General features: G+C 66.7%; 10 protein-coding genes. 7 read left to right on the top strand and 3 right to left on the bottom strand.

The features are described 5' to 3' along the window. Window positions 1-2: 2 nt before the first annotated feature. Window positions 3-2,492 (bottom strand): tetratricopeptide repeat protein, encoded by a 2,490-nt coding sequence (locus DES52_RS11765; RefSeq protein WP_110887003.1) that lies wholly within the window; start codon window positions 2,490-2,492, stop codon window positions 3-5. Window positions 2,493-2,723: 231 nt separating this feature from the next. Here DES52_RS11765 and DES52_RS11760 point away from each other — a divergent pair, with 231 nt between their 5' ends. From DES52_RS11760 to DES52_RS11750, 3 genes are all read left to right on the top strand, one after another. Next, complete coding sequence (locus DES52_RS11760; RefSeq protein ID WP_110887002.1) at window positions 2,724-4,535, top strand: S8 family serine peptidase; 1,812 nt, start codon at window positions 2,724-2,726, stop codon at window positions 4,533-4,535. Between the two features lie 189 nt (window positions 4,536-4,724). Next, window positions 4,725-5,924: a sugar efflux transporter gene (locus DES52_RS11755; protein WP_110887001.1), complete on the top strand. Its 1,200-nt coding sequence runs from the start codon at window positions 4,725-4,727 to the stop codon at window positions 5,922-5,924. 88 nt (window positions 5,925-6,012) lie between these two features. Beyond that, entirely contained in the window at window positions 6,013-6,360 is a 348-nt protein-coding gene (locus DES52_RS11750) for a hypothetical protein (protein ID WP_110887000.1), read from the top strand. A 176-nt stretch (window positions 6,361-6,536) separates the two neighbouring features. Here DES52_RS11750 and DES52_RS11745 read toward each other — a convergent pair whose 3' ends face one another. Then, window positions 6,537-7,586: a fatty acid desaturase family protein gene (locus tag DES52_RS11745; RefSeq protein WP_170131020.1), complete on the bottom strand. Its 1,050-nt coding sequence runs from the start codon at window positions 7,584-7,586 to the stop codon at window positions 6,537-6,539. Window positions 7,587-7,722: 136 nt separating this feature from the next. Here DES52_RS11745 and DES52_RS11740 point away from each other — a divergent pair, with 136 nt between their 5' ends. The 4 genes from DES52_RS11740 (at window position 7,723) to DES52_RS11725 (ending at window position 11,127) form a co-directional block, all read left to right on the top strand. Continuing rightward, on the top strand, window positions 7,723-8,661 hold the full coding sequence (locus tag DES52_RS11740) for a ring-cleaving dioxygenase (RefSeq protein ID WP_110886998.1): 939 nt from the start codon (window positions 7,723-7,725) through the stop codon (window positions 8,659-8,661). Then, entirely contained in the window at window positions 8,658-8,873 is a 216-nt protein-coding gene (locus tag DES52_RS11735) for a YwbE family protein (protein WP_110886997.1), read from the top strand. Before DES52_RS11740 ends, DES52_RS11735 begins: the two co-directional genes overlap by 4 nt. A 56-nt stretch (window positions 8,874-8,929) precedes the next feature. Further along, entirely contained in the window at window positions 8,930-10,048 is a 1,119-nt protein-coding gene (locus DES52_RS11730) for a DUF8189 domain-containing protein (protein ID WP_110886996.1), read from the top strand. Window positions 10,049-10,242: 194 nt separating this feature from the next. Beyond that, complete coding sequence (locus DES52_RS11725; protein ID WP_110886995.1) at window positions 10,243-11,127, top strand: ion transporter; 885 nt, start codon at window positions 10,243-10,245, stop codon at window positions 11,125-11,127. Between the two features lie 3 nt (window positions 11,128-11,130). Here the strand turns inward: DES52_RS11725 and DES52_RS11720 are convergent, their stop codons facing one another. Next, the gene (locus DES52_RS11720; protein WP_110886994.1) at window positions 11,131-12,312 is read right to left on the bottom strand and encodes a YaaC family protein; all 1,182 of its coding nucleotides are present in this window, start codon (window positions 12,310-12,312) and stop codon (window positions 11,131-11,133) included. Between the last annotated feature and the right edge of the window lie 69 nt (window positions 12,313-12,381).

The raw sequence follows: 12,381 nt of genomic DNA, 5'->3' as shown, positions 1-12,381 counted from the left end.
GTTCAGCCGCGCAGTTCCCGCTCGACGCGCCTCAGCACCTCGCGTTCCGACAGGGCGCTGTCGAGGTCGCCGCGCGCGGTGTAGAGCGCGATGACCGCTTCGCGCGTCGTGACGTCGTAGGGATCGTCGGCGATGACGTCGCGCAGAAGTTGCAAGCGCAGGTCGGACGTGGAAGGCGCGGCTTCGGCGAGGTCGAGGCGCAGGCGTCGAACGACATCCTCGGCGGCGGCGCGGCGGTCTTCGAAGTCCTCGGGAAATTCGGGCAGGAAGCGGCCCGCCGAGCGCAACAAGCGCGGCCAGTCACGCAGGCGCTCGTCGGGTGTGGCCCGCTCTGCGTTCGCGAGGGCGTCTTCGAGGGCGGCGAGGTCGCTGCGTACCGGAAAGCCGAGGCTCAGCAAGCCACGTTCGGAACGCACGACGGACGCTCCGAGCGTCGCGCGCAAGTGGTAGACGGCCGTTTGGAGGTTCGACGCGGGGTTCTTGGCGTCGGGCCAGAAGCGTTCGGCGAGTTCCTCGCGCGACACGCGGCCCGGCCCGAGGGCGAGCGTGAGAAGCAGCGCGGCGCTTTTGCGCGTCGGGAAGTCCGCGAGGCGCACTTCGCGCCCGAGGAAGCGCACGGAGAACGCGCCGAGAAGGCGCAGGTGCAGCGGGAACAGGTCCCGGACGCCTTCGTCCTCCTCGGCGAGCGTCACGAGGCGGCTCGCGTGCGAAGGAAACGACAGCAGGGAGTACATGCGGTGGGCGCGAATGAGGTCGAGGGCTTCGCGCAATTCCGAGCTGCCGCTGCCGTGCAGCAAGGCGACGGCGAGTTCGAGACGCGCTTCCTCTTGACGCGCTTGCGCTTGAACTTCCTCGAAGCCTTCGCCGCGCAGGACGGCGGCTTCCAGTTGCGCGCGCAGGCCGAGCGAGGAAGCGCCTTGAAGCGCTTTGACAGCGAGGTCGGTTTCGCCGCGCAGACGGTGCACGCGCGCGAGGAGCAGGTGCGCTTCGGCGAGCAGGGAGCGCTCGCGGTGGGCGCCGAGCAGCACGCCGCGCAAGTGTCGTTCGGCCGCGTCGAGATCGCCTCGCGTGACGCACAGCAAGGCGGTGTTGAGGTGCGTCCAGCCTTCCGCGCGCGCGTCGGGCGCGCTGCCGAGCGTGCGCGTCGCCACCTCCAGTTGCACCTCGGCGCGTTCGAGGTCCCCGAGAAGGCACAGCACTTCGGCGAAGTTCGCGCGAACGAGCGCGGTGGAGCCGCGCCCGAGCCGCGCCAAGACGTTCAGAGCGTCCTCGAAGGCGGCGCGCGCTTCGGGCAGCAGGCCGCGCCCGACGTAGAAGGTTCCGAGCAACTGCAACGTCGTCGCTTCACGAGCTTCGTCGCCGCTGGCGCGAAACGCGGCGGTCGCTTCGCGCAAACTCGCTTCCGCCTCGGCGAAGCGGCTCGCTTGCAGCAGCAAGCCGCCGCGGTTGTGCCACGCTTCGCCCGCGATGGTGGACGCCAGGGGCGCGATTCGGGTGGCGGCGTCGAAGGCCGCGAGCGCTTCGTCCGCGCGGCCTTGCAGAGCGAGCGTCACGCCTCGGGCGTTGTGCACGATCGGCGCGAGGTGCGCGTCGGCGTGCTCGGCCGCCGCTTGGTAGCACCGCTCGGCTTGCGCGAACTCGCCGCGCACGCGCGCCAAGAGCCCGCTGAGGTACAAGGCGCCAGGGTGTTCACGGCGAACCTCGGGCACGCGCCGCAGCGAGGCTCGCAAGGCATCCTCGCCTTGCGACGCCTTGGACGTGCGGGCCAGCAAGCCCAGGTAACCGTTCCAATCTCCCGCTTCCGCCAAGACGTCGAGCGCTTCTCGCAAGCGTCCCGCGTCGAGCAGGGCGTTCGCCACGCTGGAGGCGACGTCGGCGCGAACGTCGAGGAGCACGGTCCGCAGCAAGCTCGGCAAGCGCGGTCCGTCGCCCACGTCGAACAAGATGCCGAGGTCGAGCAGCTCCGCGACCTCGGCGTGCGAAACATCGAGGAGGGGCACGACGGCGGGCACGACGACGGGCGTGACGGCGACGCGAACGGCGAGGTCGCGCGTGCCCGCGGGCAGAAGTCGACGCAAGTCGCTTTGTACCAGCGGGTGCGCGGCGAGGCTCGGCGCGTCCGGCGAGACGCGAGCGGCGAGTTCGAGCGCGCGCGGCCAGCCTTCCGCTTCCCGAAAGCTCGACTCGGCGAACTCGATCGGCGCCCGTGACAAGCCGCTTCGCCAGTCCGACTCGTTCAGAGTCGCGTCGCGCTCGTGCAGCATCAGCACGTCCTCGAGAGTCCAACCGGACGGCAGGCCGTCGAGATCAGAGCGTTTTCGCGCCACGAGGAGGGTAGGTTCGGGCGTGACGTCGTTCGGATGGTGAACGACGGCGCGCCCGGCAGTTCGGGCCCACTCGGTCAAGGCGTCTTGCCCGAAGCCGAGCCCGACGGGCGCCACGACGAGGCGAGGCGCTCGCTTCAATCGCGCTTGCAGCGAGCTTGGCAACATGTACTTTCAATGTAGCGTCTTCCGGCACGGCACACTGTCGCCGCCTGTCGAGTCGGTCGGCGCAAGCGGCGTTTTCTGAGATCGTCGTGAGTACAGGAGCGTCTCGACGGGTCTGGACCTTTGCTCAACCTGAAATGAACGCGGTCCACCACTCGATTTGTGATTTTTTTGAGAGCTCTTTGCTGTAATGCCTCCAACCAAAGACGCACACGTCATCAGGGGGCTCACCACATGAAACAGCGCAACGCACTCGGAATTTCCCTTCTCGGCACCTCCCTCCTCCTCGCCTCGTGCGGCCAGGGCAACTTGCCGTCCGCGACCTCCGCGCGCGCCACGGCGACCGCGCAAGCAACGACCCTCACCGAGTGCCAAGCGCTGTACGCCACGGCGCGCACGGGCGGCCCCGAGATCCAGTCGGGCATGAAGTACGGCTCGGTCGGAACGCTGATCTTGTCCTTCGCCGACGACGCCACGAAAGGCCAAGCGATTCCCTGGATGGACGCGAACCTGCCCGTCGATCTCGGCAAGGGACTCGGGGCGTTCCAGAACCTTCCGATGATCGCCCTCAAGACGGTCGTCACGCCGGAGCTGATTCAAAAGCTCTCCGCCAACTTGCCGGGCCTCGTGTCGATCTACCAAGACGCGCCGCTTCACTACCTGCTGGCGCAAAGCGCGAAGTTCATCGGGGCGGACACGGCGCGCGCCACGTACGGCGTGAGCGGCAAGGGCGTCGGCGTGGCCGTGCTCGACTCGGGCATCGACGGCACGCACCCCGACCTCAAGAACGTCGCGAAGAACGTCAAGATCGTCGGTCCGATCGTGGACGTCGGCGTGGGCGGCTACCTCACGGTCGACACGCCGAACTCCGACACCTCCAGCGGGCACGGCACGCACGTCGCCAGCACCATCGGCGGGTCGGGCGCGGCGTCGAGCGATCCGAACAAGCGCGTCGGCATGGCGCCCGACGCCACGCTCGTCGGCATCGGTTCCGGTGAGGCGCTCTCGATCTTGTACGCCCTGCAAGGCTTCGACTTCGCCCTCAAGCCCGACATCAAGGACACGTACAACATCCGCGTGATCTCGAACTCGTGGGGTTCGAGCGGTGAATTCGCGCCGTACAACCCGATCTCGCTCGCCGCCAAGCGCGCGTACGATCAAGGCGTCATCGTGACCTTCGCGGCGGGCAACGAGGGCCCGGACGCGAACACCCTCAATCCGTACTCGGCCAGCCCTTGCGTCATCAGCGTCGCGGCGGGCGACAAGCAAGGCTACCTCGCCGACTTCTCCAGTCGCGGCCGTCCGGGCGACGCCCTCGTGCACCCGGACGTGACGGCGCCGGGCGTGGACATCAGCGCGGCGCGCGCCACCCTCGGCCTCGCGGCGACAACCGTGCCCGACGTGGACAACCCCTTGTACTCGACGATCAGCGGCACCAGCATGGCCACGCCGCACGTGTCGGGCGTCATCGCCTTGATGCTCGAAGCGAACCCCAAGCTCACCCTGGAGGGCGTCCTCGCGATCTTCAAGAAGACGTCGCGCCCCATGTACTACGTCGCGCAGAGCACGAACGGCCTCGATCCCAACCAAGTCGTCGTGAAGAAGCGCGAACTGTGGGAAGTGGGCTACGGGTACATCAACGCCAACGCCGCCGTGAAGGAAGCCGTCGCGCAAAACCCCGTGCGCTACTCGCTGACGACGACCGCGCTGCCCTCGTGGAGCGGCACCGTGAATCCCGCCGTGTGCGCCCCGACGGTGAACTGCGTCGTGAACGCGCAAGATCAGCACATCGTGAGCGTTCCGAGTGGCGCCACGGCCCTGCGCATCAAGACCGACTGGGGCAATCCCGCCTTCGACTTGGACCTCGACGTGTACGCTCCGAACGGCAGCCTCATCGCCAGCAGCGGACAGTCCACGAGCACCTTCGAGGAAGTCAACATCCCCAATCCCGCCGCCGGGAACTACAAGGTCGTCCTCAAGGGCTACGCGAATCTCACGACGCCTTACAACGGCACGGCCGAAATCGACAAGCTCGTGCTTCGCTGAACGACCCCTCCAATCCGCCTTCCACGCGCAGGGCCGCCTCCTCCGGGCGGCCCTCTTGCCTGCCTCGCCTGCTTTTCCACCTCAGCATGAGGACGCGCCCGAGCCGATGGTCGCGCTTCGTTCACGCGGGGAAGCACGCTGCCTCGGCAGGGTTACACTGGGTCCTCGCGCTCCGAGCGCCTCCTCCTTATGCAAAGCACTGCGCCTACCACCAATACGCTGACCGTCCTCAAGAACACGCCAGGCTTCCTCAGCCTCGCCGTCTCGGTGCTGCTGCTCGGCTTCGCGACGTCGTTCGCAGCGCCGTACCTCTCGCTGTTCGCGGTACGCGAAGCGAACATGACGCCTCTCATGCTCGGAGCGTTCCTGACGTGCACCGCCCTTGGCGGCATCGTCATCAGCACGTTCCTCGCGCGTCTGTCCGACCGTCTGCCGACCCGCAAGCCCATCGTGATCGCCGCGATTCTCGCGGCGACGCTCGGATACGGCTCGCTGGCCTTCACCACGAACTTCGCGTTGCTGCTCGTGATCGGGGCGCTTCTGCTCGGCACGGGCGCAGCGGCCTTTCCGCAAGTGTTCGCGCTCGCGAAGAACCGCGCGGGAAGCGTCGGCGAGCAAGGCGTGACGACGCTTCGCGCCGCCTTCTCGCTCGCCTGGGTGATCGGGCCGGGCATCGGCGCGGCCATTTTGGCGGGCGCGGGCTTTCACATGCTGTTCCTCGCCACGGCCGTGTGCTTCGCGCTCGCCGCGCTGCCCGTGCTGTTCTCGCGCGTCGGCGAGCGAACCGACAAGGCGCAGAAAGCCACGCCCGCGCACGGCGTGAGCGCGACCACGGCGGGACGTTCGATCGTGCTCGTCGCCGGGGCCTTCGTTCTGTACGGAGCGTCCATGCACATGGGCTCGACGGCCCTCCCGATTCACGTCACGCGCGACCTCGGCGGCACGGACGGCAGCGTCGGTCTCATCGTCGGTTTGTGCGCCCTCCTGGAAATTCCGGTGATGTTGAGCTTCGTGCTGCTCAAGAAGCGTCCGGGCAACGAGACGCTCATCTTGTGGGGGCTGGTGCTGTTCGCGCTGTACTACCTCGTCGTGGCGCTCGCGCCGAGCGTGCTGCCGATCGTGCTCGCGCAGGCGATTCGCGCGGTCGTCATCGCGATTCTCGCGACGCTCGGCATGGCGTACGTTCAAGAACTCATGCCGGGTCGTTTGGGTGTGGCGACGACGTTGTACTCGAACACCATGAACGCGGGCTCCTTGCTGAGCGGCCTCGGCATCGGGGCGGTCGCGGGCGCGTTCGGGTACGGCTCGGTGTTCGCGGTGTGCCTCGTGCTGAGCGCGCTCGCCTGGACGCTCTTGATGATCGCTCGGCGTGCCCAGCAAAGCTTCTGACCAACTTTCCGGTCGGCGTCGTCCTTCGCGTGACGCCCCTTGAACTTCTCGAGGCGCCCCTCTCACGGGGCGCCTCCACTCTGGGCGTATGAATTCGAGAACGCTCGCCCAAGGCTTGGGGTACTTCAGCGTCGCGCTCGGTCTCGTGGAGGTCGTGTGGCCCGGTCGCCTCGCGAAGGCGCTCGGTTTGGAAGGCAAGGAAGGCCTCGTGCGCTTTTACGGCGCGCGGGAACTCGGCGCGGGCGCGGGCTTGCTGCTCACGGACGCTCAGCGTCCCTGGGTGCTGGCGCGCATCGGCGGAGACGCCCTCGACATCGCCACGCTCGCCGTCGGCCTCAAAAGCCAGAAGCGCGCGAACGCCGCCGCCGCCCTCGCGATGGTGCTGGGCGTGACGGCGTTGGACATCTTGTGCGCCAAGGGATTGTCCGAAGAGTAGTCGTCGCCGCGCCGAACAGGGTGACATGAGCTCGCCCGGGGCAGCGGACGAGCTCTCGTCCAGGGCCTCCTGCCCTTCCCGCTCGCCTTGCGCCGACAAACCAAACGTTGAAGCCTGGAAGGCGGTCGCGCTGCCTTCCAGGCTTCAACGTCGAGAAGTGACTCGGCTCGCCGAGGTCAAGCCTCGTCGCGCGGTTGCACCTTTCGGGCGTCCAAGCCGTGTCCCAGCGTGCCGTACGTGCGGCCCTCGGGTCCCACGAGGCTCATGCGGTCGCGCCCGTAAAATCTCGGCGTGAACCACAAGGCTTTCAGGGCGACGAACCACGGCAGTTCCTTGTAGCGGTCAGGGTACAAGCGCTTGAGAGCCGCCTTGATCTTCGGGGCGTGCACGGGGTTCACGCTCGGCAGGACGTGGTGCTCCACGTGGTGCGAGAAGTTCAGGTGCAGCGCGTCCAACCAACGCGGATTGACGACCGAGAGGCTGTTTTCCAACGGATCGTTCGTCTCCGTCAAAGGATTCAAGCCGTGGTTGGTGGCGATGTACGCGATCACGAGGAAGTTCCCGATCAAGACGGGCAACAGGTAGATCAGCACGAAGTTCGCCGGGCCGACGAGCACGCCGAACGCCACCCAGAAGGCGTACGGCGCGAGGGTCTGCCAGCGGGTGGTGAGGCGGTCTTGCTTGGACAGTTGGTGGCGCACGGCCCGACGCACGAGAATGGCGTGCAGCGAGAACCAGAACGTGAACGACACGAAGTACAGCAAGCTGCGCACGCGCGGCGGCAACTTCGCGAGGAAGCGCACGCCGACGTGCCCGTCATACGCTTCGAGGGTGTCGAAGGCGTCGGGATCGAGATCGGGGTGTTGCGTCTGCCCGTGGTGCTCGACATTGTGCCAGCGTCGCCACAACTTCGTGGACACGCCGAACGGCCAAAAGCACACCGCTCCGATGAAATCGCGCAGCCACGCGCGCCGTACGACCGAGCCGTGCAGCACCTCGTGACCGAGGAAGCCCAAGCAGGCGAACGCGCCGCCGATCATGACGCTCAACAGCAACTTCACGAGAAGCGGCAAGGCGGTCAGCGTGATGAGCAGCACGCATCCGACGACGATCGAGACGTGTGGCACGAGCCACCAAAGGCGTCCCGGGACGGGATCGAAGACTTCTTTCGGCAGGTGCTTCTTGAGTTCGCGGGCGTAGACGCCGAGGTGCTGCAGTTCGTTCATAAAACTCCCGTGACGCGCGAATGAAACGTGCGAATCGATGAGGCAGCTTATCAGGCGAGCGTATCCGCGCGCACGACGAGGCCCGCTTTGTGAGCGAAACGCCACCCTGAACCGCCGTGAGCGGTTCTGATGAAGCATGGACTTGCTCGGCTTGCACCACGTTACCGCCGTCACGGCGAACGCCTCGGCGAACCACGCGTTCTACACGGGCATCCTCGGGATGCGCCTCGTGAAGAAGACCGTCAATCAGGACGACACCTCGGCCTACCATCTCTTTTACGCGGACGCCCAAGGCTCGCCGGGAAGCGACCTCACCTTCTTCGACTGGAACACTCCGAGAGAGCGCCGCGGCACGCACAGCGTTGCGCGGACCTTCCTGCGCGTGGCGGGCGAAGGTTCGCTGCGCTGGTGGTACGACCGACTCTCGGCGGCGGGCGTCACGGTCGGCGACGTGCGCGAGCGCGACGGACGCTTTGTCCTCGACTTCGAGGATCCCGAAGGGCAACGCCTGTGCTTGATCGACGACGGCGGTCGAGGCGAAGCACATCCGTGGGATCGAAGCGCCGTGCCCGCCGAGCGCCAGATTCGAGGGCTCGGACCGGTCCTGCTGAGCGTCCCGACCTTGCGTCCCACGGACATGATCCTCTCGAAGGCCATGAACATGCGCCGCGTACGCGAGTACACGCTCGACGCAACGGCCGTGCACGTGTACGAGATGGGGGAAGGCGGCCCTTCGGCGGAAGTCCACATCGCCGTGGAGCCGAACTTGCCCGCGTACACGCCCGGAGCGGGCGGCGTGCATCACGTCGCGTTCCGCACGCCGACCGACGAGCAGCATCAGGCGTGGTTCGAGCGTCTCACCCGCCTCGGGATTCGCACGAGCGGTGAAATCGACCGCTACTACTTCAGGGCGCTGTACTTCCGCGAACCGAACGGCATCCTCTTCGAGATCTCCACGGACGGCCCGGGCTTCGCGACCGACGAACCCGAGGCGACGATGGGCGAACGCCTCGCTCTGCCGCCCTTCTTGGAGCCTCGTCGAGCGAGCATCGAGCGGGGACTCAAGCCGCTATGAGCGACGGACGTGTTCGAGCGAACGTCCGGCCCGGCGCGACCGTCAGTGTCGTCCAGAAAGCCGATCAGGCGACGGGCCGCCTCACGAAGGGCGTCGTGGCGCAGCTTTTGACAAATTCACCGACGCATCCGCACGGCATCAAGGTCAGGCTCACGAGCGGCGTGGTCGGACGCGTCAAGACCGTGCACGACGAGCCCGCGCCGAGCGGGTGACGCCTCGGCGCGTCATGTGACGCTCATGTGACGGTCTCGTTCCTACACTGCGCTTCATGAACAAGCAACGCCGCCTCGCGATTCTGTCGGTCACGCTTTGCCTCGCCGCGCTTCCGTTCGCGTCCCGCACGATCGCCCAGCCCGTCGTGCCGCAGAATCTGGAAGGCGGCAACTTGTACGTGTACGCCGTCGGAATGGACCGCGCGTTGTGGTTCACCAAGAAGAGTTACGGCGCGTGGGGAGGCTGGCAGCGCCTCGGCGGCAAGATCAACGGAAGTCCCGACGCCTGCTCGCCGAATCCTGGCAAGATCCTCGTGATGTTGCGCGCGAACGACGACACCATCGACGGCGTCACCTTCGACTTCGTGGGCAAGAGTGCGACGTGGTCGGGGTACGGCAGCAAGATCGGCTCCGATCCCGGCCTCGCCTGCGCGCCCGGCGACAAGGTGAGCTTGTTCGTGCGCGGTCACAACAACGCCGAACTGTACGCGACGGGAGCCGAGAACGGCGCTTGGTCCTCGCTGTACACGGAGGACAAGGTGCCCGTGGGCCTCGCGATCGAGGACGTGCAGAAACGCGCGGCGCAGCCCGTCAAGAAGAGCTTGTGGCAAAAGTACAAGGACTGGGTGGGCGGCGAGCCTTTCTACGTCACGGTTCCCTACGTTCTCGGCGCCTGGGGACTCGGCGGGCAAATCAAGGGCGGCCCCGAAGGCGTGATCTTCGGAACGCCCGCGAAGCAGCGGCAAGCCGTGTTCGTGCGCGGCCTCGACGACTTCATCTGGTGGCGCGTCACCGACGACGGCAATTCGAAGTGGCTGAACTTCGAGTCGCTCGGCGGCCTCAAGATGACGTCCGATCCCACGGTGGTGCCGTGGCGTAACGGCGGCTTGTTGCTGTTCGCGCGCGGCATGGACAACAAGCTGTGGGTGCGCGAATTCCGAGGCGGGCAGCAGTGGACCGCTTGGTTTCCGTGGGGCGGCCCCGTCTTGGCGGGCAGTCCCGACGCGACGTCTTGGGGACCGGGCCGTGTGGACGTCTTCGCGCGCGGCGCCGACGGGCAGGTGCTGCACGCGTGGCGTGACGACAACGACGTGCTCGCCAAAGAGCCGAAGTGGGAGATCGTCCCGAACGGCACCGTTCTCTCGGACCCCACGGCGGTCGGCACGACCTGGTGAGCCGAGGTCGGGCGGCGACTTGTACGGCTGTCGCTGCCCGACCTCGCTTTTCTCAGCGCGGCGTCATCGTCAGGCTCGTCATTCCGACCGTCATGCACGACTTGAAGCTCTCGAAGGCCGACGGTCGAGAGGAGCGAGCCGTGGCACGATGACGCGCACGGCCATGAGACGCGAAGAATTTCTTAAGATGCGGTATGGAACTCCGAGCGGGTTGGCCTTCCTGGAAGGACCGCGTCTTCGGGCTGCTCCACCCGGACGACGACGACACGGCGGCGAAGCTGCTCAACAGCTTCCTCGCCACGCTGATCGTGGCGAACGTCGCGGCGGCGGTGATGTCGACGGTAGAGTCGGTGCAGGCGCGGTACGTGGGAACCTTCGGGGTGTTCGAGCGCGTGTCCCTGATGGTCTTCGCCGTGGAGTACGCCGCGCGCGTCTGGACGGCCGACGTCCACCGAGGGCACTTGCAGCCCTGGGCGGCCCGCCTGCGGTACGTCGTGTCGCCCCTCGCCTTGATCGACCTCGTGGCGCTTTTGCCCCTTTTGTTCGGCCTGCTGAGCGCCGGGGATCTCGTCGCGCTTCGCGCCCTGCGCCTGCTGCGCATCCTGAGTTTGCTGCGCCTCGGGCGGTACTCGAAGACGTTGCAGTTGTTCGGCCGCGTTCTGAGAGGCAGGGCCGAGGAGTTGTTCGTGACCGTGACGCTCGTGCTCGTGCTGATGCTGAGCGCCGCCACGTTGATGTACCTCGCCGAGCGTGAGGCGCAACCGCAAGTGTACGCGAGCATTCCACAGACGATGTGGTGGGCCATCGTGACCCTCACAACCGTGGGGTACGGCGACATGTTTCCGCAGACGATTCTGGGCAAGATTCTCGGCGGTACGATCGCGCTGTTCGGCGTGGGTCTCGTCGCGTTGCCGGCGGGCTTGCTCGCGTCGGGCTTCGCCGAGGAAATGGGCAGGATGCGCGAAGAGCGAGAAAGCGAGGAGCTCGGCTTGCTCGCTCAGGAGAAGGCGGCGACGGCCACGTGGTCGTACTGTCCTCATTGTGGCGAGAAGTTGCCCGCGCCGCCCTCGGCGCCGTGACGGTCAGCTCGGAGCGTGAAGCGAGCCCGGCTGAAAGGCGTGCACGGACGCCGCCGCGATTCGTGCGAGGGCCAATTCGGGAACGACGCGCACGAACGCCTCGAAGTAGTACTTGATGAGGGCGAAGTAGTCGTCGTGCCGCCCCTCGCTGATTTCACGCCAAAGGCTGGGTCGGTAGCGCACGATGATGCTCAGCGCGTACATCAGGCAGTAGTGCACGGCGATCGTGTCCGTGATTCGTCCGACGAGCGGCGCGGCGTACACCGTGTCCGCCATCGCCGAACCGTACGCTCCCGTGCTGGACTTCCAATTCGCCGAACTCGACGTCGGTAGGAACCCCGCGAGGTACTCGCGACCGTCGTGGTCGTCGCGGTAGGTCTGGTACTTCTCGAAAGGCAAGCGGAACTGCGAGCGCGCCGCGTGCTCGTCGAAGGCGGCGTTCGAGCGCAGACCGAGCCACACTCCGCGGTCGGGTTCCTCGACGGACGCGTCGAACAAGCGGATCGCGCGCAGGAATTCTCCCACGAGGTCGCCTCCCTCGTCGCCACGCGCGCTATTCCAGTTCAAGTCGGAGTGGAAGAACACCCCGACGCTGAGCGGTTGGCGGCCCGTCACGTCGAAGTAGAGGTCGTGCAACTCCGGAATGCTCGCCAGCAGCGTATCGAGGGACATCAGGCGCGGATCGGGCGTGCCGAGCACGCGCTCGGCGTCCTTGCGGCCGAGCTTGAGGTCGCGGTTGCTCACCCCGAGGCTCGCGAGATAACGCACGAGCAGGCCGTCCTCCGTCACGTACACCTTCTGGGCGTCCGGAAAGGGCGTGTGCGGATCATCGACGTTGTTCAGGCCGTGACCCATCTTCGCGGCGAGCTCGAACTTCGCGAGGTCGTAGTCGTTGCGCGGATCGGCGATCATGATCGCCCCGACGAGGGACATCAAGCCGTAGTAGCCGTTGAGGAGGCGCTTGTTCCAACTCGCCGCCGGGTCGCGCAGGTACTCGCGGGCGTTCCGCAAGCAGTACGCCAGCCCTTGCGCCTTGGCGTCAGCCCGCTCCTCGTCGAGCGCCTCGCCGCTCTCGTTCGCTCGCTCGCGAATCAGGCGCAGCGCGAGCGTCTTGCTTTCCCATTTCGACAAGTGCAGCCAAATCTGCTCGATGGGATTTTCGGAGAGGATCTTGATCTCGCGCATGCCTCGTATTGTCCTACGAGACGCGTGAGGTTGGCGTTGCGTGGCTCCTGGAAAGATGGTCGCGTCGAG

This window comes from Deinococcus yavapaiensis KR-236 (genome assembly GCF_003217515.1).
Taxonomy (GTDB): domain Bacteria; phylum Deinococcota; class Deinococci; order Deinococcales; family Deinococcaceae; genus Deinococcus_A; species Deinococcus_A yavapaiensis.
This window is presented reverse-complemented; position numbering and strand designations above follow the sequence as displayed.